Genomic DNA, 25,373 nt, shown 5'->3' on the forward strand with positions numbered 1-25,373 from the left:
GCTGGACGACCAAGGGGACGGCGAACCGCCCCCGGCCGACCTAGCGGCGGAGGCTGACCCGGGCCTCGAGGTCGGCCCAGCGGCGGGTCAGGTCACGCAGCTCGTCGCGTAGGCGGGCGGCCTCCGAGCGGCTGATCTGGCCGCTGCGCTCGCCGGCGACGATGCGGGCCTCGATCTCGGCCGCGCGGGAGTCGTAGCCGTAACCGCCGTCATACGCGACATCGCCGACGCGGCGGTCGAGGTCGGCGAGGCGAACGGTCAGGTCTTCCTGCTCGCGGGCGCTCAGGCCGTCGCGGCGATAATCGGACTCGAGCCGGACCAGGGCGTCGAAGTCGGCGCGCAGCCGGGTTCCCTCGCTGCGGGTCAGGGCGCGGTCCCGCACGCCCACGTCGACGCGGGCGAAGAAGGCCGCGCGCTGCTCGTCCAGCGGACGCCAGTCGCCATAGCCCAGGTCGTCGTCACGGCGCTCGTCGCCGACGCGTTCGGCCAGGGCGCGGTACCGGTCGCGCAGGTCCCGGCGCTCGGTCGTGGTCATCCGGCCGTCGGCGGCGTAGCGGGTCTCAAGCTGCACGAGGACCTCGTAGTCGCCGCGCAGGCGGCTGGCCTCGGTGCGGCTGATCGAGCCGGCGCGGACGCCGGCGTCGATGCGGGCGTCGAGATCGGCCCGGCGCTGGTAAAGCGGTCGGCGGCCGCGGCTCCAATCCTCGTCCAGAACCTCGTCGTCCGGCTGGGCGCTCTGTCCGCCGAACAGCGCGCCGAGAATGGCGCCGAAGACGCCGCCGGGCCCATCCTGCATGGAGGGCTGGCCGTAGCTCTGACCGGAGCCGTAGGAGTCGTCGGGATAGAGCGGCCCGACGGTGGCGGCGGCGCCGCTGCAGCTCAGCACGCCGTCGCGGTTGGTGATGGCGCTCCGGCAGTCGACGCTGCGGATCGAGCTCCAGCGGAAGCCGCCCTCGGTCTGGCATTCCGCTGAGACATAGCCGTTGGCCAGCTGCTCGACGTTGCGGCACGACGAAGGCACGCCGGCCTGACCGGACTGATAGCTGGTGTAGGGCGTCTGGGCCTGGGCCGCGCCGGCGGCGGACAGGGCCAGCGCGCCGGCCGCGAGGGCCGACAGGGTGTGGATCGCGGTCATGGGGGGGTTCTTTCCGGCGAATGCCTTGAGCGGAGAGAACGGGGGTCGACAGGGAAAGGTTGCCTCGACGGCGGCTTGAGGGAGGCCCTCCCCCTGCGGCGGCGGAATGGCTAAGGCTTCCTCCATGACCGCCCCGCCCCTGTCCGAACTGCTGCTCCTGCTCGCCGCCCTCGTCGCGGCCGGGCTGGCCGGGGGCGTCATCGCCGGGCTCTTCGGCGTGGGCGGCGGCACGGTGATCGTGCCGGCGGTGTTCTACGCCTTCGAGGTGCTCGGGGTCGGGGGCGAAAGCAATCTGCACGTGGCGATCGGGACCTCGCTGCTGACCATCGTCGCGACCTCGTGGCGGTCGCTGGGGGCGCACCGGGCGCACGGGGCGGTGGACGAGGTGGTGCTGAGGACCTGGACGCCGTGGGTGGCGTTCGGGGGGCTGGTCGGGGCGGCCGTGGCGGGCGTGACCTCGATGGAGGGGCTGGCCATCGTCTATGCGGTCTGCCTGGCGGGGGTGGCGGCGCAGCTGGGGCTGATGCCCGAGCGCGTGGTGCTGCGGCCGGATCTGCCGACGGGCTGGGGGCGGCGCGGGTTCGGGACCGTGATCGGCGGGCTGTCGGCGATGATGGGGATCGGCGGCGGCAGCTTCGGCGGCATGCTGATGACCCTGTGCGGGCGGCCAATCCACCAGGCGGTGGCGACGGCCTCGGGCTTCGGGGTGGCGATCGGGACGGCGGCGACGCTGGGCTTCGTCGTATTCGGCTGGGACGCGGTCGGGCGGCCGCCGCTGTCGCTGGGCTATGTCAACGTGCCCGGCGCGGTGGTGATGGCGGTGCTGACCACGGCGGTGGCACCATGGGGGGCGAAGCTGGCGCATTCGCTGGACCGGCGCGTGCTGAGGAAGGCGTTCGCGCTGTATCTGCTGGCGACGGCGGTGGTCGTGGTGGTGAAGGCGCTCTAGCTCAAGGGCGGAGCGTCAGGCCCGCCGGCGTGGCGCTGAACGAGGAGAGGCGGCCGAGATAGCTCATCCCCAACAGGCTGTGGGGCAGGCCGGCCTCGACGACCAGCGCCTCGACGCGGTCGACGCGGGCGCCGGCGACGGCGACGGCCTGAAGCTCGACCGCGGCGGCGCGGACCGGGCCGGAGGCGGTGACCACGGTGGCGGAGAAGTCGGCGGGCTCGAGCCTGAGGCCGAGGCGGGCGGCGTCGTCGCGGGTGAGGGCCACCACGCTGGCCCCGGTGTCGACCATGACGCGGACGGCGCGGCCCTCGATCAGGGCGTCGGCCCAGTAGTGGCCGTCGGCGGCCTTGAGCACCTGGGCGGGCGCCCCGGCGGCAGGCGTGGAGACGGAGACGGGGGTCGCCGCCTGGGCCTGGCCGCGCAGGCCGGCCTGATCCATCCACCAGGCGGTGGTCAGGGCCGAGGCGACGGCAAGGGCCATGACGGCCGCGGAGGACAGATCGAACCGCATGGCCGGGTTTTCGCACGAGGCGGTTGGGATGCGGTGAAGAGGGATGGTTGGCGGGGGGTTAAAGGGAGGCAGTAGGGGAGCGGAGGGGCGTGAGGACCGGGCCCCGACCCATCGAGCCTCTGCGCCGAGGGTGTGTTCTCCACCTGGCCTACTGCTACTGCCTGCTGCCCGCCGCCTCTCTTCCCGGCAGCTCCGCCATGATCCGCGCCCGCTCCGCGTCGGTGAGGCCGCTCCAGCCGCCGATCTCGGACAGGGTGCGCCAGCAGCCGAGGCACAGGCCCGAGGCGCCGTCGACGATGCAGACCTTGACGCAGGGCGTGGCGATCGAACGCGGCGGGCCGGGCGGCGGCGGAGTGGCGGACATCGGGGATCAGTAGCCGGTCGACGGGCCGTGGGGAATTGTCGGCGGCGGCGGATTGCGGCACTGCTGGCGCATGACCCTGATCCAGACAGAACGGCGCGACGCCATCGAACTATGGACGCTGTCCCGGCCGGAGCGGCTGAACGCCCTCCCCGACCTCGAGGACGGCGAGGCCTTCGCGGCGGCGTGCGCGGCGGTGAACGCCGACCCCGGCGTGCGCTGCGTGGTGATCACCGGTGCGGGGCGGGCCTTCTCGGCCGGCGGCGACCTGAAGGCGATGCGCGACCGGCGCGACCTGTTCGCGGGCACGGGGGCGGAAATCCGCGACCGCTATCGCCGGGTGGTGCACCGGATCGTGCGCTCCCTGTACGGGCTGGAGGTTCCGCTGGTGGCGGCCGTCAACGGGCCGGCCATGGGGCTGGGCTGCGACATCGCCGGCCTGGCCGACATCCGGCTCGCCTCGACCGAGGCCTCGTTCGGCGTGCCGTTCCTGAAGCTGGGCATACTGCCGGGCGACGGCGGGGCCTGGCTGCTGCCGCGAAACGTCGGCTATGCGCGGGCGGCCGAGATGCTGTTCACGGGGGATGCGATCGACGCGGCGACGGCGGAGCGCTGGGGGCTGGTCAACCACGTGGTCGCGGCGGACGCGCTGATGGACGAGGCGCTGAAGGTGGCGGGCAAGGTGGCGGCGCATGGGCCGCAGGCGCTGCGCATGGCCAAGACCCTGCTGCGCCAGGGCCGTGACATGAATTTCGACCAGATGCTCGAGATGACCGCGGCCATGCAGGCGCTGGCGCATCTGACCGAGGATCACGCCGAAGGGGTGGCGGCGGTGCTGGCGAAGCGGCCGGCCGACTTCACCGGCCGCTGAGCGTCAGGCCCCGGCCGGGGCCTGCATGGCCCGGTCGGCGGTGACGCCGGCGGCGGCGGCGCGCGGGGCGCCGGCGCGCTCGCCGGGCTTCATGAACTTGACCAGCACCCGCTGGCCGATCAGCAGCGGGGCGTTGTCGGCCGAGACGACCACCTCGACGACCCGCTCGTCGGTACGCTGCGACGGGTCCTCCGAGGCCAGCTTGCGGGCGCCGAACAGGGGGGCGCGGCGCAGGACGCGGCCGACATAGACCTTGGACTGGTCGACCTCGGAGACCAGTTCAACCTCCTGGCCGTCGGTGACGTTGGGGATGTCGGCCTCGACGATCTCGGCGCGGACGATGCGTTGGGTGTCGGGCTCGAGGTCGAACATGTTGGACACGTTCAGGGTCGAGGCGCCGGCGCCCGGGTTGGCGTAACGGCGGACGATGCGGCCGTCCATCGGGGCGCGGATCACCGTCAGTTCGAGGTTGTAGGCGGCCTCGTTGAGGCGGGCGCGGGCGGTCTGGATGGCGGCCTGCTGCGAGGCGAGACGAGCCTCGGCGGTGGCGATGGCGTCGCGGGCCTCGTCGATGCGCCGGGCGGCGACGAAATTGGTGTCGACCAGTTGCTCGAGCCGCTCGTACTCGCGGCGGGCGGTGTTGATGTCGACCTGGATCATGCGCAGCTGGCTCTGGGCCTGGGCGACCTCGGCCTGGGCGCGGGCCAGGGCCAGGCGCGGCTCGTCGTCTTCCTGGCGGGCGAGGATCTGGCCGGAGGCGACGCGCTGGCCTTCCTGCACATAGACGGCCTTGACCACGCCGCCGCGACGGGCGGCGACCTGGATGATGCCGCCCTCGACGTCGGCCTTGCCGTTGGCGATGGCCGCGTAGGGGCTGTCGATCTTCTCGGCGGCGGCCTTCTCCTGCTCGACCTTCTTCGCGGCCGCGCCCTGCTGCATGACGCTGAAGCCGACGACGACGAGGATGATCAGCGCCAGGCCGATCCAGAGCCACTTGTTCTTGAGGAAGCGGGGCATTTTTCGGAGGTCCTTGAGGATCGGTCTAGTGCGAGCCGAGGGTGGCGTTGGGATCGGGGGTGCGGCGCTGGTCGTCGAGAATGCGCCCGTCCTCGATGTGGATGACCCGGTCGGCCCAGGCCTCGAGGCGCGGGTCGTGGGTCACGCAGACGACGGCGGCGCCGTGGTCGGTGGCGGCCCGGCGCAGCAGGCGGATGACCACCTGGCCGTTCTCGCCGTCGAGGGCCGAGGTCGGTTCGTCGGCGAACAGCAGGGCCGGGTTCTTGGCCAGGGCGCGGGCGATGGCGATGCGCTGCTTCTCGCCGCCGGACAGGGAGTCGGGCTTCTGGTTGAGGCGGGCGCCGAGTCCGACCTCCTCGAGGGCGGCGACGGCGCGGCGGCGGGCCTCGTCCTTGGGCACGCCCTGGTATTTCAGCACGGTCATGACCTGCTGGGTCGCGGTCAGGGCCGGGAACAGGTTGAAGCCCTGGAAGATGAAGCCGCAATTATCGAGGCGGAACTTGTCGATATGACCGGACGAATGGTCCCACAGGTCGTCGACGTCGAGGGCGTCGACGCGGCCCTGCTCGGGCTTGAGCAGGCCCGACAGGGCGGCGACGAGGGTCGACTTGCCCGAGCCGGACGGGCCCATGACCATGGTCATCTCGCCGTGGCGCGCGTCGAAGTCGACGCCCTTGAGCACCTCGATGAAGGTGCGGCCGGTCTTGAAGCGCTTGACCAGGCCCTTGGCCTCGATGGCGGAGGTTCCGGCGAGGCCGTGGGTGACGGTGTTCGGGTTCATCGCAGCAGATCCGCCGGCTGGCTCTTCTTGAGGACGCCCAGCGACAGGAAGCCGGAGGCGAGGGCGATGACCAGCAGCATGACGCAGACGCCGGCGACCATCGGGATGGGGAAGGCCATGGTCAGACCGCCCATCCGGGCCAGCAACGACACGCCCCAGGTCAGCAGGCCGGCCGCGAAGATGCCGGCGATTCCGACCCAGAAGCTGAGCTCCATGACGATGGCGCGGAGCGAGCCCATGGACACGCCGAGCGCGCGCAGTGAGGCGAACTCCTTGATGTTGGCCATGATGGCGCCGCGCAGCGTCTGCCAGGTGATGGCCACGCCGATCAGGATGCCGAGGAACAGAGAGAAGCCCAGCATGATGACGATGAAGCTCTCCTTGAACATCGCCGCCTGGTTGGCCTCGCCCAGTTCAGCCCGGGTCCAGGCCTTGAACTGGCCGCGCGACTGGGCGTTGAGCTGGGCCACAACACGGTCGGAATCGGCGCCCGGCTTGATCCCCACCATCAGCGGGCCGACGCGGTCGCCGGTGCTGGCCTCGCCGAGCATGCGCAGGGTGTCGCGCGACATGACCACGCCGGCCTGCATCATGTTGGGATAGCCGCGGGTGACGGCGACCACGCGCACGGTCTTGCCGTTGTAGATGGCCTTGTCGCCGAGCTTTACGCCCAGACGGCCCAGGGCGGTCTCGTCGATGGCGACGCCGAACGGCTGGCGCAGCGCCTCGACCAGGTCGGGGGAATAGTCGGTGGGGACGGTCACGGCGCCCGGGACCGCGTCGATGATCGAGACCTGGACGAACTCGGTCTTCCGCGGAGCGTCCCCTTCGACCACGTTCTGCCAGCGGCCGCCGGAGCCATCGAGGTCGGCCACGGCGATCACGTCGGGATGGCTCTGGACCACCGGCATGATCCGCCGGGGCACGCCCGAGGGACCGCCGTTGAACAGGCCGGTCGAGCCGGGCGCGAGCACCATGATGTCGGCGCTGGCGCGGTCGATGGTCGCGGTGAAGGCCTTGCCGATCCCCATGAACATGCCGACCTGGGCCAGCACCAGCAGACCCGAGAAGGCGAGCGCCACGATCGCCGCCATATAGCGGCGCCACTCGTAGAGCAGGGTGGAAAGTGCAAGCGACATGGAAGAGATCGGCCCCAGGGTTCATCGTTATCTGACGGCGCCGACGGTCAGGGCCAAGTTAAATCGGGGTAAGGCCGAGTGGACGGGCTTCGTTCATCGGCGGTAGGTAGTCTGATGATCCCGGCAAAGGCCGGGCGCGCCAGAGAGAGACCCGCATGATCCTTCGCTCGCTTCGATCCGCCGTCGCCGTGACCGCGTCCATCGCCGCCGTCGCCGGCGCCCTGGCCGTCACCGCCGCGCCCACGTCGGCCCGCGCCGACGAGGGAATGTGGACGTTTGACAACTTCCCGATCCAGACGGTGAACGAGAAATACGGCACCCGGATCGACCAGGCGTGGCTGGACCGCCTGCGGCTCGCGTCGGTCCGTATCCAGGGCTGTTCGGCGTCGTTCGTATCGGACCAGGGGCTGATCCTGACCAACTGGCACTGCGTGGTCGGCTGCGCCCAGGAGTTGTCGGACGCGCAGAAGGACTATGTGAAGAACGGCTTCACGGCCGCCGCGCGCGAGGAAGAGATTCGCTGCCCCGGCCAGACGGCCGAGGTGCTGACCGAGATCGTCGACGTCACGGCCCGCGTCCAGGCCGCCGGCCAGGGACTGGAAGGCGCCGCCTTCAACGCGGCGCGTCAGGCCGAGATCACGAAGATCCAGGACGAAGCCTGCGCCGGCGACGACAAATTCAGCTGCCAGGTGATCAGCCTGTACCGGGGCGGCCAGTACAGCCTGCACAAGTTCCGCAAATACGACGATGTGCGGCTGGTGTTCGCGCCCGAGAACCAGGCGGCCTTCTTCGGCGGCGACCCCGACAATTTCAACTTCCCGCGCTACGCCCTCGATGCGGGCTTCCTGCGGGCCTACGAGGACGGCAAGGCGATCGAGTCGCCGAATTTCCTGAAGTGGAACGCCGAGGCGCCGAAGGAAGGCGACGTCACCTTCGTGGCCGGCAACCCGGGCTCGACCTCGCGCCTGCTGACCATGGCGCAACTGGAGCGGCTGCGCGACCAGCAGCTGCCGGTCACCCTGATCCAGAACTCGGAACTGCGCGGACGGCTGCTGGAGTATTCGCTGACCGGCGATGAGGCCAAGAGGGTGTCGTTCGACCCGATCTTCGGCCTCGAGAACAGCTTCAAGGTCTACTACGGCCAGCAGGGCGCCCTGACGGATCCCGAATTCATGGCCCGGAAGCGCGCCGAAGAGGACGAGCTGCGCGCCCGCGTCGCGGCCGACCCCAACCTGGTGCAGCAGATCGGCGACCCGTGGGCCGACCTGGCGCGGGTCCAGACCACGGCGACCGACCTGTATCTGCCCTATCGCCAGCTCGAACAGGCCGCCGGCGGCGGCTCGCAGCTCTATTCGTGGGCCCGCGGTCTGATCCGCGCCGCCAAGAACCCGGCCATGACCGAGGCGCAGCGCGCCCGCCTGACCGAGGCGCTCGGCACGGACACCCCGGTCTCGACCGACATGGAAGAGATCCGGATGCGCTACTGGCTGTCCAAGACCCGCGAGTATCTGACCGTCGACAATCCGCAGGTGAAGGCGATGCTGGGCCGGGAGAGCCCCGAGGCGCTGGCTGACCGCCTGATCTCCGGCACGAAACTGGACGACGCGGAATTCCGCCGGCAGGCGCTGGGCATGACGGTGGAGCAGCTGTCCGCGGCCGATCCGCTGCTGGCCTTCGTCGCGGCCAACGACGCGGCCGCGAAGGCGATCGCCGACCGCTGGGCGGCGGAGGTCAACGCGCCCACCGCCCGCGCGGCCGAGAAGGTCGCCCAGGCCCGGTTCGCCGTCTACGGCACCAACCAGTATCCGGACGCGACCTTCAGCCTGCGCCTGTCGTACGGCGAGGTGAAGGGCTGGACCTATCGCGGCGTGACGGTGCCGCCGTTCACCTATATCGGCGGCCTCTACGAGCGGGCCACCGGGTCGGAGCCGTTCAACCTCGCCCAGGCCTTCGCCGACAACGAGGCGCGGGTGAACAAGGAGGTCGTCTATGACTTCGTCTCGACCAACGACATCATCGGCGGCAACTCCGGTTCGCCGGTGGTCAACGCCGAGGGCGAGGTGATCGGCGCGGCCTTCGACGGCAACATCCACTCGCTGGGCGGCTCGTTCGGCTACGATGGCGAGCTGAACCGGACCGTGTCGGTGTCGACGGCGGCGATCACGGAAGCCCTGCGAACGGTCTATCCGAACCCGCGCATCCTGGAGGAGCTGGGGGTTCGCCCCTGACGAAAATCCTTCCCCCACTGGGGAGAAGGTGGCTCGCGAAGCGAGACGGTTGAGGGGGCAGGTTGACGCCTGCCCTCTTTTTCCGTTCTGGATGCTGAAAGAGCCCCCTCATCCGGGCCTTCGGGCCCACCTTCTCCCCCGAGGGGAGAAGGAAGGAGAATACCATGCGCCACCTCGCCCTTGCCGCCTCGGCCGCCGTCCTCGCCTTCGCTGCCGCTTCGGGCGCCCAGGCCGAAGAAGGCATGTGGACGTTCGACAACTTCCCCATCGCGCGGGCCAACCAGACGCTGGGGACCCACATCGACCAGGCGTGGCTGGACCGGGTGCGGCTGTCGTCGGTCAAGTTCGGGGGCTGTTCGGCCGGCATCGTCTCGGGCGAAGGCCTGGTGATGACCAACAATCACTGCGTCGCCAGCTGCGTGGCCAACCTGTCGACGCAGGCGGTGAACTACGCCGAGACCGGCTTCACCCCGCGCAGCCGCGAGGAGGAGCTGAAATGCCCCGGCGGCACGGCCGAGATCCTGACCGACATCACCGATGTAACTGAGCGGATGCACGCGGCGGGCGCGGGGCTTGAGGGACAGGCCTTCACCCAGGCGCGTGACGCCGAGTCGGGCCGGATCGAGCAGGAGGCCTGCGCCGGCGACGCGACGACGCGGTGCCAGGTGGTCAGCCTGTACCGGGGCGGCCAGTTCAAGCTGTACAAGTACCGCCGCTACACCGACGTGCGGCTGGCCTTCGCGCCCGAGGACCGGGCCGCGACCTTCGGCGGCGACCTGGACAACTTCAGCTTCCCCCGCTTCGCCATCGATGCGGCCTTCATCCGCCTGTACGAGAACGACCAGCCGGCCGTCACGCCGACCCACTTCAAATGGAACGCTGACAAGCCGGTCGAGGGCACGCCGGTGTTCGTCTCGGGCAGCCCCGGTTCGACCCAGCGGCTGTTGACCATGGACCAGCTGACGACCATCCGCGACGTCGTCCTGCCGCTGGACCAGTTGATCGCTTCGGAGCTGCGCGGGCGGCTGATCCGCTTCTCCGAAGAGAGCGAGGAAAACGCCTTCATCGCCATGGATCCGATCTCGGGCGTCGAGAACACCTACAAGCGCGGACGGGGGCGGATGGCGGCGCTGGTCGATCCGGCCTTCATGCGCATGAAGGCCGAGGCGGAGGCCGACTTCCGCGGCCGGTATGCGGCGCTCCCGAACGCCGCCGGCTCCGATCCCTGGGCTGAGCTGGCGACGGTCCAGCCGATCGTGCGCGAAACCTACGCCGCCATGGCCCTGCTGGAGGGCGGAACCGGCATGGGCACCACCTCCGTCGGCGGCGGCTCGCAGCTGTTCAGCTGGGCGCGGACGCTGGTGCGGGGCGCGCAGGAGCGGGCCAAGCCTTCGGCGGAGCGCCTGCCGGAATACGCCGACAGCCGTCTGGCGGCGGCGCAGTCGGGCCTGTTCGCCGAGCGTCCGGTCTATCCGTCGCTGGAGCAGGTTCGGCTGGAATGGTGGCTGTCCAAGACCCGCGAGTGGCTGACCGTCGATGACCCCCGCGTGCGGGGCCTGCTGGGCCAGGAGTCGCCGGAGGGTCTTTGGGCGCGCCTGGTCGAGGGCACCACGCTGGCCGACCCGGCGGTGCGCCGGGCGCTGTGGGAGGGCGGGCTGGCGGCGATCGAGGCCTCGAACGATCCGCTGATCCAGTACCTGCTGTCGATCCAGGACGAGACGCGGACGGTCCGGGCGGACTGGGAGGCGCGGGTCGAGGCGCCGACGGCGCGGGCGTCCGAGCAGCTGGCGGCGGCGCGGTTCGCGGCCTATGGCGACACCGTCTATCCGGACGCCACCGGCACCCTGCGGCTGACCTATGGCCGGATCGAGGGCTCGGACGTGCCGGGACAGCGGTTCGGCGCCTTCACCACCTTCGCCGGCCTGTGGGACCGGGCGACCGGCGCGCCGCCGTTCGACGTGGCCCCCAAACTGCTGGCGGCGAAGGACCGGATCGATCCCGACACGGTGCTGGACATGGCGGTGTCGTCTGACACCATCGGCGGCTCGTCGGGCAGTCCGGTGGTCAACGAGGCCGGCGAACTGCTGGGGGCGAATTTCGACTCCACCGTCCTGACCCAGCGCAACGCCTACGGCTACGACCGCAACGTCAACCGTTCGGTGATCGTGACCACCAGCGCGGTGACGGCGGCGCTGCGGGACGTCTACGGGATGGAGCGGCTGGTCGAGGAACTGGGGGTCGAATAGACGCCCTGCTTTCGCGGGCTAGAGCTGGCTCATCTTCTGCTGGGCCTTCGAGAAATACTGCCAGCCGGTCCACAGGGTGACGATGGCCGCGGCCCAGATCAGGACGTAGGCGAAGGTCTGGAAATGCGGCTGCCACTCGAGCGGCAGGCCGAAGCCGTCCCAAAGCAGCACCAGCTGCAGCGCCGCCAGGGCGACCATCTGCAGGGTGGTCTTCCACTTGGCCAGCAGGGTGACCGGCAGCTTGACCTTGCCCGCCACGGTCTCGCGCAGGGCCGAGACGGCGAACTCGCGGAACAGGATCAGGCCGCAGGGGATGGCGATCTGCGGCACCGAGCCCCAGGCGAGGACGCCGAGGATCGCCCCGGTGACCAGCACCTTGTCGGCGATCGGATCGAGGATCGCGCCCCAGCGGGTCGTCGCGTGCCAGCGCCGGGCCAGGAAGCCGTCGACCCAGTCGGTCGAGGCGGCGATGAGGAAGATGATGAAGGCGGTGCGTCCGAAGCGGAACTGGTCGTCCGGGCTGAGGTAGTCGGACAGGATCGGAATGCCCTGCGGCGCCGCCCCGGCCAGGATCAGGAACATCACCACCCCGGCCACCAGACGCAGGCCGGTGAGGATGTTCGGGATGGGGTTGGCGTGGTGAGTCGGGGTCATGGGCTGCATCCGTGCTTCAACGCCGATGTGCCACGCTTCGATGCGCGAGGCGAGGCAGACCGCAATCGGGCCTGATGGACGAGGTCAGATCGCTTCGAAGCGGCCGGGACCGGTCAGCGCCCTCAGGATGCCGTCGGCGATGCCGAAATGCAGCCCGGCGAGGGTGAGCCGGCCCGCCGCCTCGCGCTCTGCGATCCACGGAAAGGTGCGCAGGTTTTCGAGCGACAGGCGCACCACCGCCTCCTCGGCCACGCGCTCGACCTGGTCCGGCTCGACGGCCTCGGCCACCCGGCGAACCGCCGGGGTCGCCTGCTCGACCCAGGGGCGGACGAAGTCCTCGCAGCCCCGCGGCGCCCCGTGCAGCATGGCGTGGACGCCCCCGCAATAGGCATGGCCCATGACCACGATACGTCCGACCTCCAGCACCCGGACGCCGAACTCCAGCGCCGCCGAGACGCCGTGCAGCTTGCCGTCCGGCTGATAGGGCGGGACCAGATTGGCCACGTTGCGGACCACAAACAGCTCGCCCGGGGCGGCGTCGAACACCAGGGCCGGATCGGTGCGGCTGTCGGAACAGGCGACGATCAGGGTGTGCGGCTTCTGTCCGTGCGCGGCCAGGGCCTCGTACTCGGCCTTGGCGGCCGGCCACTGTTCAGCGCGGAAACGTCGATAGCCCGCAGTCAATTCATCGGATGACTCGTTCATGGACTCGCCATGCCTCAAACCTCGCGGCCGCGCCAGCCCGACCTCACTTCAGATCGGGATGACGCGCCTCGAACACGGCGAAATCCTCCGCGACATCGACGTCCCGGGCCCGCGCCCTTGCGAGATCGTCGCGACCGCCCTCGTCGCCCAGCGCGAGGCGGGTCAGGCCCAGGCCATAGATGGACGGGGTCTGGTCGGGCGCGGCGGCCAGCGCCCGCTCATAGTCGGCCCGGGCCTCGTCGTAGCGGCCCATCTGAAGCAGGACCATGGCCCGGCTGTCGATGAAGGCCGCCTCGCCGGCTGACAGGGCCCCGTCGCAGTCGGCCAGCGCCTGTTCCAGGTCGAAAGCCTCCAGCGCCTGGGCCCAGCACACATTGTTCAGCATCACCGGATCGCCCGCGCCGATATCGCGCATGGCGGCGAAGTCGCTGCGCGCGCCCGCCGCGTCGCCGACAGACGCGCGGAGTTGGCCGCGGAGGCTGAGGAGGTTGGTCGCGCCCGGAGCCGCCTCGAGGGCGGCATCCAGGGCGGGCGAGGCTTCGTCGGGCTTGCCGGCGCGTTTCGCCAGACGGACCAGGGCGTCCAGAGCGACGTCGTCGGTCGGGTCATCGGCCAGCCTGGACGCGATCAGGGCGCGGGCCTCGTCGCCGCGGTCGAGGCGGATCAACGCCCGCAGTTCGCCGAACGGACCGGTGGCGCTCTCGGGGAGCGCCGTCTTGAGCGCACGATAGTCGGCCAGGGAGCGGTCCCAGCGACCGAGCTGGTAATAGGCCGCGCCGCGCGCCGACAGGGCCGAGGCGTCGGCGGGGTCGAGCCGCAGCGCCACCGTCAGGCCGACGATCGCTTCGCCGTACTTGCCCTGTCCATAGGCCGCCAACCCCTGCCCCAGCGCCGCGACCTGATCGGCCGGGTCCAGATCCACCGCGTGGTCGTAGTCGGCGCGCGCGCCGTCGAAATCGCGCGCCGCGGAGCGGGCCCGGCCCCGCGCCCGCACGGCTTCCGCATTGTCGGGCTCGCGTTCGAGCGCCGCGTCCAGCAAGGCCAGGGCGCCGTCGTCGTCGCCGGCGTCGCTGAGGCGTTCGGCGCGCGCGATCAGATCAGCCATATCGCTGGAGCCCGGCTGCTGGCGGGCGGCGTCGGCGCTGGTCGCCCTGTAATCGGCCGGCGCCCGCAGGCGCAGCGGCAGGGCCGAGGCGTTTTCGGCCCGGGTCCGGGTCGTGGCCATCTCGTCGGCGGTGACTTCAGGCGCCAGGCTGGTCGTGGTCACCATAACCTCGGCGACGCCGTTCTCCAGCGTCCCGCGCCGTTCGATCCGATAGCCGCCGCCTTCGAGCACCTGGTCGCCGCCCTCCAGCTGGAAGCCGCGGCCTTCGTAGGGGAGGATCACGCGGAAAACCGAGCGCCCCATGGTCGGGTGATCGAGCGCATAGGGATGGTCGCTGAAACGCGCCAGAACCCCCTTGCGCTCGGCCCGGGCCGGCAGAACGATGGCGGAGTCCGGCAGGGCCATGACACGGCCGCCCGACCCGCTGACCCAACTCATCGGAGCAGCGCCGCGCATGATGAGATGGAAGGCGTTGGCCGGCTCGTCATAGCGGGTTTCGACGGCCTCGACCGTCATTCCAGCCTCCTCGCCGTCCCATTGCGCCTTGAGCATGGTCTCCAGCTGATCCGGCGGAATGTTGCCGAACTGGCGGCGCACCGAGGTGGCGTAGTCGCCGCGATAGACGATATCCATGGTCAGGGCGGCGTCCGCGTCGATGCCGTCGCGGGCGTCCATCTCCATCACCACCTCCATGGTCGGCGTGGTCAGCGGCGGCTGGACGATCGCTTCAAGGACGGCGCCGGCCGGCCGCACGGGCAGGCCCCAGCGGTAGGGCGGCGGAATCAGGCCGTCGAGGCTCCGGTCCCCGATCCGGGTGCCGTCCATCCAGTAGGCCGCGCCGTCCAGGGTCGCGCGAACGATGACGTGATCGAACCACGCCAGAAGAGGCAGCTGGGCGTCCAGTCCATCGCCCCAACCGGTGCTGACCAGGACCGGCTCGGCCTCGATGCCCAGCCCGCCCAGCAACGCCAGCAGCAGTACGGTCTTGCCCTTGCAGTCGCCGTAGCGGCTGCGCCAGACCTCGTCGGCGGACATGGGGACGTAGTTCCCCTCGCCCATGGCGAGGGCGAGATAGCGGACCTCATCCTCGACCAGCCGCAGGGCGGCCATGGCGCGCGCGGCGTCGGTGTCGTTTTCCGCGCGAATACGCTCGATCTCGGCCAGCAGCGGCGAGTCGGCCTCGAGCGTCGCGCCCTTCTCGTAGAGCGGGGCCATCAATCGCGAGGCGTCCGCCCAGGATTCGAAATCGGTGAACTGCACCGTGCGGAGAAGCGTGAAACGCACCGGGAGATCGTCGGGCACCCGCTCGGGCGCCAGGTTCCGCGAGTCGATCTCATAGACCCAGTCGCGCCCGACCTGACGCGGGCGGACGTCCGCCCAAGGCTCGGAGGCCACGACCCGCATCGCGTGGTCGTCCGACCAGCTCGCGCGGAGGCGGTAGTGATCGATCGTCTGGCCCGAGCTGACGCCGTCGAAGGCTTCGAGGTGGGGCGCCAGCACGCCCTTGGTGTCGTGAAGGGTGAACGCCAGTTCGAGGGTGTCGCCGACGCGGATGTCGCGCGGCTGGAGGGTCGCGGTCAGTTGCCCGTCCAACATCGCGGACTCGAGGTTGTTCTCCCGGCGGATCGTCTCGAATTGCTGACCGGCGAGCACGTCGATCGCCTGGCCGTCGCGGATGAGACGCAGGGCGTGGACCTGAATGGTCTCGCGGGGCGGGCTCCACGCGAGGCTCACTGTCCCCACGCCGCTCAGTCCCTGCCGGGTGAGGACCTGGAAGCGCTGGAAGGTGTAGGTGTGCGATCCCTCGGCGTCGAAACGGATCTGGTGGTCGATGGCCAGGGTGCGCAGGGCCGCGTCGCCGGTGGCGGGGGTCGGCGTGTCGACCGGAGGCGCCGCCACCCAGGCCGGCGCCGGCGCAAGCTCGACCTCCTGCGCCGACACCGTGGTCGCAAGCATCGCCAATGACGCGGCGACCGCCACGAACAATCTTCCAAGCATCACACGCCCCCTTACTCGCGCTCAGGTTTAGCACGGCCCGCGCGAACCACCAGAGGCGACGGGTCTCACCCCTTGCGGAAGAAGGCGTGGATACGTTCGGCCAGAGGCTGATTGATCCCCTCGACCTTGATGAGGTCCGCCACCGAGGCGCGGCCGACGCCCTTGGCCGAGCCGAAGGCGTGCAGGAGGGCCTTCTTGCGCGCCGGGCCGACGCCCTCGATCTCGTCGAGCGGATTGCGCTTGATGTCCATCGAGCGACGGGTGCGGTGCGCGCCGTTGGCGAAGCGGTGCGCCTCGTCGCGCAGGCGCTGGATGTAATAGAGCGCGGGCGACTTCAGCGGCAGCATGAACGGCGGCTTGCCGGGCACGAAGAAGCGCTCCATCCCGGCGTCGCGGTCGGGGCCCTTGGCCACGCCGACGGCGACGATCTCATGCAGGCCGAGGTCGGCCAGCACCGCCTGGACCTCGGCCAGCTGGCCGGCGCCGCCGTCGATCAGCAGCAGATCGGGGCGCTCCACCTCCTCGCCCTCGTCCTCGTCCTTCACCAGGCGGGTGAAGCGGCGGCGCATGACTTCGCGCATCATGCCGTAGTCGTCGCCGGGGGTCAGGTCGTCGCCGCGGATGTTGAACTTGCGGTACTGGTTCTTGCGGAAGCCCTCCGGGCCCGCGACGACCATGCCCCCGACGGCGTTGGTCCCCTGGATGTGGGCGTTGTCATAGATCTCGATCCGCTCGGGGCGATTCTCGAGACCGAACGCTTCGCAGACCTCCTCGAGGATCTTGCCCTGGGCCGAGCTCTCTGCCATCCGCCGGCCCAGCGCCTCGCGGGCGTTGGTCAGGGCGTGGTCCACCAGGGTCTTGCGGTCGCCGCGCCGGGGCAGCTCGATGGTCACCACGCGCCGGCCGTCGACGGTCTTCGCCTTCATCGAGAAGGCTTCCTCGAGCAGTTCCTTCTCGTGCGGAACGACGTTGGACAGGATCTGGCGCGGCACCGGCTTGTCCTCGTAGAACTGGCCGAGGAAGGCGGCGAGGATTTCCGGATCGGTGTCCGCCCGGTCGACGCGCGGGAAATACGCCCGCCCGCCCCAGTTCTGCCCGGCGCGGTAGAAGAACACCTGCACGCAGGCCTGACCGCCGTCGGAGTGCAGGGCGAAGACGTCCGCCTCGGCGACGCCCTCTGCGCTGACCGAATTCTCCATCGAGATGGCCGACAGGGCGCGGATGCGGTCGCGCACGCGGGCGGCCTGTTCGAAATCCATGGCGTCGGAAGCGGCCTGCATCTCCTTCGACAGCCGGCCGATGACGGCGCGTGACTTGCCGCGCAGAAAGGCCTCGGCCTCGTCGACCAGCTGGCCGTAGTCGTCCAGCGAGATCAGGCCGGTGCAGGGGGCCGAACAGCGCTTGATCTGGTGCAGCATGCACGGCCGGGTGCGGGTCTCGTAGACGCTGTCGGAACAGGAGCGCAGCAGGAAGGCCTTCTGCAGGGTGGTGAGGGTGCGGTTGACCGCCCAGGTCGAGGCGAAGGGGCCGAAATAGTCGCCCTTGATGGTGTGGGCGCCGCGATGCTTGCGCACCTGGGGGGCGCGGTGGTCGCGGCGGATCATCAGTTCAGCGAACGACTTGTCGTCGCGCAGCACCACGTTGAAGCGCGGCTTGAGCTTCTTGATGAAGCTGGACTCGAGCAGGAGGGCCTCGGTTTCGGAGGCCGTGATCACCAGCTCCATCGATCGGGTCAGCGACACCATCAAGCCGATGCGCTGGGTGTGGAACCGGCCCTGCGCATACTGCAGGACGCGCTTCTTCAGCGACCGCGCCTTGCCGACGTAGAGGCAGGTCCCGTCCTCGCCGTACATGCGGTAGACGCCCGGCTTGTCGGGTGCGCGCCGGGCCTCGTCCCGGATCAGGTCGGCGGCGACCAGCGGCACGGGCGGCGTCTCGGCGGCGGAAATCGTCTCCTCGGTCATCCCGTCCGATATAGGCCTAGAATTTGCGGACCATAAGGACGCCGGCGATCATGAGGCCCACGCCGGCCACGCGGCCGAGGCTGATCGGCTGCTTCGGCATGCCCATGACGCCGAAATGGTCGAGCACGATGCCGAGCAGCAGCTGGCCCGCGACCATCAGGATGATGGTCGTGGCCACGCCCAGCCGCGGCACGCCCCAGGCCGCCGCCACCACGAAGATCGCACCGTAGAGTCCGCCGATCCAAGCGTACCACGGCAGCGCGCGCGACGCGGCGATGTCCGGCCGGACCTGCAGCACGACGGCGAGAATGCCGAGCGCCGCGGTGCCCACCGCGAAGGACACGAAGGCGGCGTTCACCGGCGAGCCGACGGCGCCCATCATCTTCGCATTGGTCGGCGCCTGGAGAGCCGTGGCGGCGCCGCCGAAGACAACCGCGAGCATGGCGAGGAGCGAGGGGTTCATGCAGGTTCGCTACCAGCTTGTCGCGCAGTCCGCATCGCCAAATACTTCCGCCAGCCGGTCGCGGGTGGCGCGGTGCGTGTCATTCGGCAGGGCGCAGGGATCGAACCAGCCGAGGTCGGCGATCTCGGCGTGGCTGGTGCGGTCGGTGAGGGTGAAGCGGTCGATGCGGTAGACCAGCACATGGTCGCCGCGGAAATGGCGCTCATTGGAGTGAACGCTGAGCAGGATCGGGCGACCCTCTACGACCAGACCGGCCTCCTCGCGCATCTCGCGGACCAGGGCGTCCTCGCAGGACTGGCCGCGCTCGACGCCGCCGCCGGGCAGCCACCAGCCGCGCAGATAGGTGTGTTTGACCAGCAGGACGCGGCCCTCGCCGTCGACCGCCACGCCACGCACGCCCAGCGTCATGCCGCGCGAGGCGCGGGCGTGGGCGAAGAACAGCGGCCGGGTGAAAGGCTCGATGCGGGTGCGCCACGTCGTCATGGGCGGAACGATAGGGCCTGTCGTCGTCTTGAACAGCGGGGCCACGCGCTTTATTGCGGGCGCCTGCTACAGGAGCTCCCCATGCTGGCCCTCTACATCATCCTCGGCTTCGTCGCCGTTCTCGCCGCGATCAACTTCATCGAGTTCGGCCGGGTTGACTGAGCCGTCGGTCCGTTCCGGCGCCGCCCTCGTCACCGGCGGGGGCCGACGCATCGGCCGGGCCATCTGTCTGGAGCTGGCCCGCGCCGGCTTCGACGTCGCCATCCACTATCGGAGCTCCCGCGAGGCGGCTGAGTCCGTCGCCGACGAGGTGCGGGCGCTGGGCCGCCGCGCCGCGACCGTGGCCGCCGACCTGTCGGTCGAGGCGAGCGCGAAACGGCTGATCCCGGACGCCGTGGCGGCGATCGGACCGCTGGCGGTGCTGGTCAACAACGCCTCCGTGTTCGAGGACGACCGGGTCGGGGCGCTGTCGCGGGCGACCTGGGACGCGCATATGGACACCAATCTGCGCGCGCCGATCGTGCTGGCCGAGGCCTTTGCGGCCCAGGCGCCGGACGGGTCGGCCATCGTCAACCTGCTGGACCAGCGGGTGCTGAAGCCCGATCCGCGTTTCATCTCCTACGCCCTGTCGCGCAACGGCCTGTGGTGGGCGACGCGGACCCTGGCCCAGGCGCTGGCGCCGCGCATCCGGGTCAACGGCGTCGGGCCGGGACCGACCCTGCCCTCGACCCATCAGAGCGAGGCCGAGTTCGAGGCCGAGGCCGCGGCCGTGCCGCTGGCTCGTCCCGGCAGCCCGGAGGCCGTCGCCTCGGCGGTGCGATGGCTGGTGGACGCCGAGCTGGTGACGGGCCAGATGATCGCCGTCGACGGGGGCCAGCACCTGAGCTGGAAAACCCCGGACATCGTGGAGTAGCCCGTGGCCGCCTCATCTCCCCTGCCCTTCCCGGGCGCCGACGCCGCCCCCGGCATTCGCCGCGAGGGCCTGACCGTGTTCGTGCGGGGGCTGGAGGTCGCGGCCGGCATCGGCGTGCACGATCACGAACTGGGCCGTCTGCAGCGGCTGGTCATCGACGTCAGCCTCGACCTCGTACCGGCGGGCGTCGAGCGGCTGGCCGACACCATCAACTACGAGACCGTGGCCGAGGCGGCGCGGGTCATCGTGGCCGAGGGCCACGTCGGCCTGGTCGAAACTTTCGCCGAGCGGCTGGCCCTGGCCATGCTCGCGGACGCGCGGGTGCGGCGCTGCGTCGTGCGGATCGAAAAGCCGGGCGCGCTGGACGGCGCGGTCGCCCCCGGCTGCGAAGTGACGCTGGCGCGCTAGGCCCGCGCGTTCGGCGGTTGCGCCCCCGGCGGCGGACCGTCATTCTGAACTCCAAGCTCGAGGACCTCCGATGGCCGAACCCGGCGATCCGCAAACTCCGGACGATCATGACGACCTGATCGGCTTCGCCTCGCCGGCGTCGCTGCAGGGTCGCGTCCGGACGCCGGCCGACCCTGGGCCCGAACAGGCCCCGGCGCCTGAACCCGAAGCCCGGCCGGAGCCGGACCTGTTCGCCGCCTCCGTGGCCGCCTCCATCCCGGTCGAGCCGGAGCCTGTGACGCCGTTCGCCGACGTCGCGCCTCCGGAGCCCGAGCCCGCGCCCGCGCCCGAAGCGTCGACGCCCGAACCAGTCGCGGCCGCCTCGATCTTTGAACCCACGCCCGACTCCTCCGCCCGATCCGGGCGGCGGGAGCCGGCGGCCATCCCCGGAGGCGGCATGGGCCTGTACGCCGTCTATGCGCTGATCCTCTTCGCCGTACCCACGATGGGGGTGTCGGCGGTCATCGGACTGTTCGCCGTCACCGGCCGGGCCGGACCGGACGACTCCCTGTCGCTGTCGCACTTCCTCTACCAGCAACGGACCCTGTGGATCGCCGCCATGGCGGTCGCGGTCGGGTTGATCTTCTTCCTCGTGCCGTTCGGCCTGGGCCCGGCGATCATGTTCTTCGCCGCCCTGTGGCTGGTCGTGCGCGGCGCGGCGGGCGTCTGGGCGCTGAAGGCGGGGCGGCCGATCGCCGATCCCCGCGGCTGGTGGATCTGAAGGAGCCTCGCCATGACTTCCACCCCTCCCGATCGCGAACCCCGGTTCCGCTCCGGTCATCCCGAAGAAGGCAAGGTCGCGGCCGTGATCGCCTGGGCGCTCTACATCCTGTCGATCCCCAGCGCCAACGTGCTGGTGCTGGTCGGCCTGGTGGTCGCCTACGCCGGACGCGGCTCGGCCTCCGGCCTGCCGCTGGAGCACCTGAACGCCCAGATCCGGCTGTTCTGGTCGGTGTTCTGGTGGACCATCGCCTGCTGGATCGCGATCGTGATCACCGGCCTTCTGTCGGTAATCATCATCGGAATTCCGTTCTTCATCCTGTCCTGGATTCTGTGGTTCCTGATCAGCGTCTGGTTCACGGTGAAGAGCATCTTCGGCCTGATCAACCTGCTCGGCGACCGCGCGCCCTGAGGCGCCTTCACCACAGAAGGCCGACGAAAACTGATGACCGCCGGTCAGCGAGGAACGCGGCGCATCATCCAGAGTTGGCTTGCCGACATTGACGATGGAGCCCGACCGATGACCGACTTCCGCGACGTCCTGAACCGTCAGCGGTTCGAGCAGGGATTCGCCGACACCGACGGCGAGACCCGCGTCGTGCACGCGGACTATGCGGTCCAGGGGAATACGCGGGTGATCCTTCATGTCGAGGCCGACCCGGCCCTGAGAGGCACGGGCGCGGCGGGCGTCTTCATGCGGTCCCTGGCCGAGCACGCCCGGGCCGAACGGCTGAAGCTGGCGCCCCGGTGCAGCTACGCCGTGGTCTGGCTGAAGCGGCACGCAGAGTACGACGACGTGATGGCCGCCTGATATCGGACGGGCCGCGATCAGCAGGCTCCGCCTCCCGGGCCTGACGCGGCCTAACCCCCGCCGTAGCCGCCGATGATCGGCAGGATTTCGCCGGTGATGTAGCTCGAGCACTGCGGCGAGGCGAGAAAGACGAAGGCGGGGGCGATCTCCTCGGGCTGGGCCGGGCGCTTCATCACCGTCCCGGAGCCGAATTGCGCGACCTTGTCCGCCGGCTGGTCAGCGGGATTGAGCGGTGTCCAGACCGGCCCGGGCGCGACCACGTTGACGCGGATTCCCTTCGGCGCGAGGTGCGTGCCCAGCGAGCGGGCGAAGGCGTGGATGCCGCCCTTGGTCATCGAATAGTCAAGCAGCCGCTCACTGCCCTCGATGCCGGTGACCGAGCCGGTCATGACGATCGAACCGCCGGGCCCCATGTGCGGGACCGCCGCCTTCACCAGGTGGAAATAGCCGTAGAGGTTGGTCTTCAGGGTGCGGTCGAAATGCTCGAGGGTCAGGTCCTCGAGAGCCTCGACATGTTCCTGGAAGGCGGCGTTGGGCACGACCACGTCCAGCCGGCCGAAGGCGTCCAGCGTCGCCCGCACGGCCGCCTCGGAGAAGCCCGGATCGGCCGCGTCGCCCTTGAGTACGATGGCCCGGCGTCCCTCGGCCTCGACGGCGGCCTTCGTGTCGTTGGCGTCGTCGTCCTCGTCGAGATGGCAGAGGGCGACGTCGCAGCCCTCTCGCGCGAACAACACGGCCACGGCCCGGCCGATGCCGGAGTCGCCGCCGGTGATGATCGCCGCCATGCCGTCCAGCTTGCCCGACCCCTTCCAGAACGGGGCGTCGTACATCGGCGCCGGATGCAGCGCGGCCTCGTCGCCCGGCTTGCGCTGGTGCTGTTCGGGGAAGGGCGGCTCCGGATACTTTCGCGCGCCGGCCTGGACCGCGCCCTCGTCCTTGGAGCCGCCGCCCTCGTCGGCCTTCGCATCGATGCCGGCCTGAATCTTCCGCTCCTGGTCGGCGATCTTTTCGGCGCGATGTTCGAAGCGGTCGTCCATGATCGGCTCCTGTTCCGGGCGTGACCGGAAAAGTCGATGGAGCGGCCGGGTGTTCCCGCGCATTATGGCGGGGCGGTTGGAGGAGACGACGATGCCGGAGGTCGATCTGGAGGCGCTGGGCGCGGCGGCGGGGCCGATGCAGGTTTGGGTGCTGCCGGCCCTGCTGGGTCTGGGCCTGGCCTCGGCGACGGGGCTGCGGACCTTCCTGCCGATGCTCATGCTGGCGCTGGCGGCCCGGTTCGAGATGTTCGGCGTGCGGCTGATCGACCAGATGGACTGGCTGGTTTCATGGCCGGCCATCGCGGCGCTGGCCGTTGCGACAACGGCGGAGTTCCTCGGCGACAAGGTCCCGGCCGTCGACCACGGACTGAACCTGGTCGGCTACGTCACCCGGCCGGTGGCGGGGGCGATCGCGGCGGGCAGCGTGTTCTGGGCGGTCGATCCGGCCGTGGCGGCGGTGGCCGGGATCATCGTCGGCGCGCCGGCGGCGCTGGCCTTCAACGCGGCCCAGACCGGGGTGCGGGTCGGATCGACGGCGACCACGGGGGGGCTGGGCAATCCGGTGGTGTCGCTGATCGAAGACGTGCTGGCCTTCTTCACCGTGATCCTCGCCTTCCTGGCGCCGATCGTGGTTCCGCTGGCGCTGATCGGGCTGGCGGTGATCGTCTTCCGGCTGGCGCGGCGCATCCGCGACCGGCGCGAGGCGACGCCGGCCTAGAGAGACCGGCCGACGATGGCTTTCAGGGTCTCGGCCTTGGCCGGCAGATCGGCATGCAGCCGGCCGGCCAGCTCCCGCGCGCCGACCGGATAGGCGTCGCCGCCGTCGGCGATCTCCCGGGCCAGCCTCGCGGCCTCCAGAAGCACCTTCTCCAGCGCCTCGACCTGCTCCACCGCGAGGGCGCGGGCTTCCAGCTGAAGCCGGCGGACGCGTTCGGACGTGGTCTCGGGCGTCCGCATCAGGTCATAGATTTCGGCGTCGCCGGGAACGAGGCGCAGGTCGGGCTTGGCGGGCGGACTCTTGGGCATGGTGGGGTACTCCTGCCCAAGCCAATGCGGAGCGGCGCCGCTCTGTTCCGCACAGAGAGGGTAAACGCGCGACAACCGGCGCCGGTGTGGTTCCGTTGCATCACGAAAGCGGCGCCGTGTCCGGTCAGGCCGCCTCGGTGCGCGGCTGCGAGCGGGCCTCGGCCTCGCGTACGGCGTCGACGGCGCGGTCCACGACGTCCAGGCCCGCGCCCGGCTTCACCGCCTCGACCGTCAGGATGCGGCGGAAGGTCCGGGCCCCGGGACGGCCGTGCATCAGCCCCAGCATATGCCGGGTCATGGCGGGGAGATGGACGCCCTCGGCCAGCCGCGCCGCCATATAGGGCCGGTAGCGATCGACGGCCGCGAAGGCGTCGACGTCGGGCGTGGCGGCGCCGTACAGCCGCCGGTCGGCCTGCGCGAGAATGGCGGGCTCGTGGTAAGCCGCCCGACCGAGCATGACGCCGTCCAGCTGCACGCCGTCCGCGTCGTCGAGATGGGCCTCCGCCTCGTCGAGCGACGCAACGCCGCCGTTGATCGTCACCGACAGTTGCGGCCGCTCGCGCTTGAGCCGGCGCACGAGGGCGTAGTCCAGCGGCGGGACGTCGCGGTTCTCCTTGGGCGACAAGCCCTGCAGCCAGGCCTTGCGGGCGTGAACGATGAAAACCTCGATGCCGACGGCGGCGCAGGCGTCGACAGTCTCGAACAGGGAGATCGCCGGGTCCTGATCGTCGACGCCGATCCGGCATTTGACGGTGGCGGGCACGGTGACGGCCGACCTGATCGCCGCCATGCAGTCGGCCACGAGGGCCGGCTCGCGCATCAGGCAGGCCCCGAAACGGCCCGACTGGACCCGGTCCGACGGACAGCCGACGTTGAGGTTGATCTCGTCATAGCCGAAGGCCGCGCCGATGCGGGCCGCCTCGGCCAGCTGCTTCGGGTCGGAACCGCCGAGCTGCAGCGCCACCGGATGTTCGACCGCATCGAAACCCAGCAGCCGCTCGCGGTCGCCGTGGATCACGGCCGGGGCGGTGACCATCTCGGTGTAGAGCAGGGCCCGGGACGTGAGGGCGCGATGGAACGCCCGGCAGTGCCGGTCGGTCCAGTCCATCATCGGGGCGATCGAGAGGCGGCGGTCCATCGGGCGGGCTCCATACACTGAACCGGGCGGCGACGCGACCACGGGAACCTTTGGTAATGGCTCCGGTTCATCGGGCCTCAAGGAGGATTACCCATGATCAGACCACTTCTCGCCGGCGCCGCCTGCGTCGCCCTGCTGGCCGCCTGCAACCAGGAACGGAGCCCCGAAGCCGTCGACAAGGTCCAGGACATGGCCGCGGGACCCGTGGGTCAGACCTCGGCCGCGACCATGGGCGCGAATACGGTGTCGGCCTATGTGCCCAGCGCCGCCATCGGCGACATGTACGAGATCCAGGCCGCCGACATCGCCCTGGAGCGGTCGCAGAACGCGCAGGTCAAGGAGCTGGCGACCATGCTCAAGACCGATCACACCGCCGGGTCCAACATGCTGCAGATCGCAGTCCGCGGCGGCGCGCCCGAGGTCGCCATACCCACCGCCCTCGACGAGCGTCGGCAGGGTCTGATCGACAACCTGCGCTCGGCCTCGGCGGAGAATTTCGACCGCACCTGGATCGACCAGCAGATCGCCGCCCACAACGAGGCGCTGACCTTGCACCGCGGCTTCTCCGACCAGGATTCGCCGCTGGCCGCCCACGCCCGCAACGTCGTGCCCAAGATCGAGGCCCACCTGCGCCAGGCCGAGCAGATCAGGGCGGCGATGTAGGCTTCCCG

26 protein-coding genes are annotated in these 25,373 nt (G+C 70.5%); 11 read left to right on the forward strand and 15 right to left on the reverse strand.

The features are described 5' to 3' along the window. Positions 1-40: 40 nt before the first annotated feature. Positions 41-1,135: a hypothetical protein gene (locus ACSQ1L_RS12250; RefSeq protein ID WP_435995027.1), complete on the reverse strand. Its 1,095-nt coding sequence runs from the start codon at positions 1,133-1,135 to the stop codon at positions 41-43. A 124-nt stretch (positions 1,136-1,259) separates the two neighbouring features. On the opposite strand from ACSQ1L_RS12250, the gene ACSQ1L_RS12255 reads away from it, so the two are divergent. Next, positions 1,260-2,084 (forward strand): sulfite exporter TauE/SafE family protein, encoded by an 825-nt coding sequence (locus ACSQ1L_RS12255; RefSeq protein WP_435995028.1) that lies wholly within the window; start codon positions 1,260-1,262, stop codon positions 2,082-2,084. Between the two features lies 1 nt (position 2,085). On the opposite strand, the gene ACSQ1L_RS12260 is transcribed toward ACSQ1L_RS12255, so the two are convergent. Together ACSQ1L_RS12260 and ACSQ1L_RS12265 are read right to left on the reverse strand one after the other, a co-directional pair. After that, positions 2,086-2,595, reverse strand: coding sequence for a retropepsin-like aspartic protease family protein (locus tag ACSQ1L_RS12260; RefSeq protein WP_435995029.1), 510 nt, complete (start codon positions 2,593-2,595; stop codon positions 2,086-2,088). A 154-nt stretch (positions 2,596-2,749) separates the two neighbouring features. Beyond that, on the reverse strand, positions 2,750-2,959 hold the full coding sequence (locus tag ACSQ1L_RS12265) for a DUF1289 domain-containing protein (protein WP_435995030.1): 210 nt from the start codon (positions 2,957-2,959) through the stop codon (positions 2,750-2,752). A gap of 70 nt (positions 2,960-3,029) precedes the next feature. On the opposite strand from ACSQ1L_RS12265, the gene ACSQ1L_RS12270 reads away from it, so the two are divergent. Beyond that, positions 3,030-3,827, forward strand: a complete 798-nt coding sequence (locus ACSQ1L_RS12270; RefSeq protein WP_435995031.1) for a crotonase/enoyl-CoA hydratase family protein — start codon at positions 3,030-3,032, stop codon at positions 3,825-3,827. A gap of 3 nt (positions 3,828-3,830) precedes the next feature. On the opposite strand, the gene ACSQ1L_RS12275 is transcribed toward ACSQ1L_RS12270, so the two are convergent. From ACSQ1L_RS12275 to ACSQ1L_RS12285, 3 genes are read right to left on the reverse strand one after another with little or no spacing between them, the layout of a single operon-like run. Then, entirely contained in the window at positions 3,831-4,844 is a 1,014-nt protein-coding gene (locus ACSQ1L_RS12275; RefSeq protein ID WP_435995032.1) for an HlyD family secretion protein, read from the reverse strand. Between the two features lie 25 nt (positions 4,845-4,869). Next, a complete protein-coding gene (locus ACSQ1L_RS12280) occupies positions 4,870-5,625 on the reverse strand; it encodes an ABC transporter ATP-binding protein (RefSeq protein ID WP_435995033.1) in 756 nt (251 codons plus the stop codon). Continuing rightward, entirely contained in the window at positions 5,622-6,764 is a 1,143-nt protein-coding gene (locus tag ACSQ1L_RS12285; protein WP_435995034.1) for an ABC transporter permease, read from the reverse strand. The genes ACSQ1L_RS12280 and ACSQ1L_RS12285 overlap by 4 nt, the downstream gene beginning before the upstream one ends. Positions 6,765-6,919: 155 nt before the next feature. Between ACSQ1L_RS12285 and ACSQ1L_RS12290 the strand changes: the two genes are divergently transcribed. Together ACSQ1L_RS12290 and ACSQ1L_RS12295 are read left to right on the forward strand one after the other, a co-directional pair. Further along, positions 6,920-8,992 carry a S46 family peptidase gene (locus ACSQ1L_RS12290; RefSeq protein WP_435995035.1) on the forward strand — a complete coding sequence of 691 codons (2,073 nt, stop codon included), beginning with the start codon at positions 6,920-6,922 and terminating at the stop codon, positions 8,990-8,992. A gap of 164 nt (positions 8,993-9,156) precedes the next feature. Next, positions 9,157-11,238, forward strand: coding sequence for a S46 family peptidase (locus ACSQ1L_RS12295; RefSeq protein WP_435995036.1), 2,082 nt, complete (start codon positions 9,157-9,159; stop codon positions 11,236-11,238). Between the two features lie 18 nt (positions 11,239-11,256). Here the strand turns inward: ACSQ1L_RS12295 and pgsA are convergent, their stop codons facing one another. The 6 genes from pgsA to ACSQ1L_RS12325 all read right to left on the reverse strand — a co-directional run bounded on the left by pgsA (position 11,257) and on the right by ACSQ1L_RS12325 (position 18,610). Beyond that, on the reverse strand, positions 11,257-11,892 hold the full coding sequence (pgsA, locus tag ACSQ1L_RS12300; RefSeq protein ID WP_435995037.1) for a CDP-diacylglycerol--glycerol-3-phosphate 3-phosphatidyltransferase: 636 nt from the start codon (positions 11,890-11,892) through the stop codon (positions 11,257-11,259). Between the two features lie 84 nt (positions 11,893-11,976). After that, positions 11,977-12,597, reverse strand: a complete 621-nt coding sequence (locus ACSQ1L_RS12305; protein ID WP_435995038.1) for a carbonic anhydrase — start codon at positions 12,595-12,597, stop codon at positions 11,977-11,979. Positions 12,598-12,640: 43 nt separating this feature from the next. After that, complete coding sequence (locus ACSQ1L_RS12310) at positions 12,641-15,700, reverse strand: DUF3857 domain-containing protein (RefSeq protein WP_435995039.1); 3,060 nt, start codon at positions 15,698-15,700, stop codon at positions 12,641-12,643. A gap of 65 nt (positions 15,701-15,765) precedes the next feature. Further along, the gene (gene uvrC / locus ACSQ1L_RS12315) at positions 15,766-17,664 is read right to left on the reverse strand and encodes an excinuclease ABC subunit UvrC (RefSeq protein ID WP_435995040.1); all 1,899 of its coding nucleotides are present in this window, start codon (positions 17,662-17,664) and stop codon (positions 15,766-15,768) included. A 16-nt stretch (positions 17,665-17,680) separates the two neighbouring features. Continuing rightward, on the reverse strand, positions 17,681-18,127 hold the full coding sequence (locus ACSQ1L_RS12320; protein ID WP_435995041.1) for a DMT family transporter: 447 nt from the start codon (positions 18,125-18,127) through the stop codon (positions 17,681-17,683). A 9-nt stretch (positions 18,128-18,136) separates the two neighbouring features. Next, positions 18,137-18,610, reverse strand: a complete 474-nt coding sequence (locus tag ACSQ1L_RS12325; protein WP_435995042.1) for an NUDIX domain-containing protein — start codon at positions 18,608-18,610, stop codon at positions 18,137-18,139. Between the two features lie 154 nt (positions 18,611-18,764). Between ACSQ1L_RS12325 and ACSQ1L_RS12330 the strand changes: the two genes are divergently transcribed. From ACSQ1L_RS12330 to ACSQ1L_RS12350, 5 genes are all read left to right on the forward strand, one after another. Next, a complete protein-coding gene (locus ACSQ1L_RS12330; protein WP_435995043.1) occupies positions 18,765-19,523 on the forward strand; it encodes an SDR family oxidoreductase in 759 nt (252 codons plus the stop codon). 3 nt (positions 19,524-19,526) lie between these two features. Beyond that, positions 19,527-19,931 carry a dihydroneopterin aldolase gene (gene folB / locus ACSQ1L_RS12335; RefSeq protein ID WP_435995044.1) on the forward strand — a complete coding sequence of 135 codons (405 nt, stop codon included), beginning with the start codon at positions 19,527-19,529 and terminating at the stop codon, positions 19,929-19,931. 70 nt (positions 19,932-20,001) lie between these two features. After that, positions 20,002-20,691 (forward strand): hypothetical protein, encoded by a 690-nt coding sequence (locus ACSQ1L_RS12340; RefSeq protein WP_435995045.1) that lies wholly within the window; start codon positions 20,002-20,004, stop codon positions 20,689-20,691. A gap of 12 nt (positions 20,692-20,703) precedes the next feature. Then, entirely contained in the window at positions 20,704-21,102 is a 399-nt protein-coding gene (locus ACSQ1L_RS12345) for a hypothetical protein (RefSeq protein WP_435995046.1), read from the forward strand. A 108-nt stretch (positions 21,103-21,210) separates the two neighbouring features. Further along, positions 21,211-21,501, forward strand: a complete 291-nt coding sequence (locus ACSQ1L_RS12350; protein ID WP_435995047.1) for a GNAT family N-acetyltransferase — start codon at positions 21,211-21,213, stop codon at positions 21,499-21,501. Positions 21,502-21,551: 50 nt separating this feature from the next. Here the strand turns inward: ACSQ1L_RS12350 and ACSQ1L_RS12355 are convergent, their stop codons facing one another. Further along, positions 21,552-22,538, reverse strand: coding sequence for an SDR family oxidoreductase (locus ACSQ1L_RS12355; protein WP_435995048.1), 987 nt, complete (start codon positions 22,536-22,538; stop codon positions 21,552-21,554). 49 nt (positions 22,539-22,587) lie between these two features. Here ACSQ1L_RS12355 and ACSQ1L_RS12360 point away from each other — a divergent pair, with 49 nt between their 5' ends. After that, complete coding sequence (locus tag ACSQ1L_RS12360) at positions 22,588-23,256, forward strand: DUF4126 domain-containing protein (protein ID WP_435995049.1); 669 nt, start codon at positions 22,588-22,590, stop codon at positions 23,254-23,256. Here the strand turns inward: ACSQ1L_RS12360 and ACSQ1L_RS12365 are convergent. Both ACSQ1L_RS12365 and dusA read right to left on the reverse strand, forming a co-directional pair. After that, entirely contained in the window at positions 23,253-23,564 is a 312-nt protein-coding gene (locus tag ACSQ1L_RS12365; protein ID WP_435995050.1) for a hypothetical protein, read from the reverse strand. The genes ACSQ1L_RS12360 and ACSQ1L_RS12365 overlap by 4 nt on opposite strands. 124 nt (positions 23,565-23,688) lie before the next feature. After that, positions 23,689-24,702, reverse strand: a complete 1,014-nt coding sequence (gene dusA / locus ACSQ1L_RS12370; protein WP_435995051.1) for a tRNA dihydrouridine(20/20a) synthase DusA — start codon at positions 24,700-24,702, stop codon at positions 23,689-23,691. A 93-nt stretch (positions 24,703-24,795) separates the two neighbouring features. Here dusA and ACSQ1L_RS12375 point away from each other — a divergent pair, with 93 nt between their 5' ends. Then, entirely contained in the window at positions 24,796-25,365 is a 570-nt protein-coding gene (locus ACSQ1L_RS12375) for a DUF4142 domain-containing protein (RefSeq protein ID WP_435995052.1), read from the forward strand. Positions 25,366-25,373 lie beyond the last annotated feature (8 nt).

The organism is Brevundimonas sp. LjRoot202, assembly GCF_964253355.1.
Lineage (GTDB): Bacteria > Pseudomonadota > Alphaproteobacteria > Caulobacterales > Caulobacteraceae > Brevundimonas.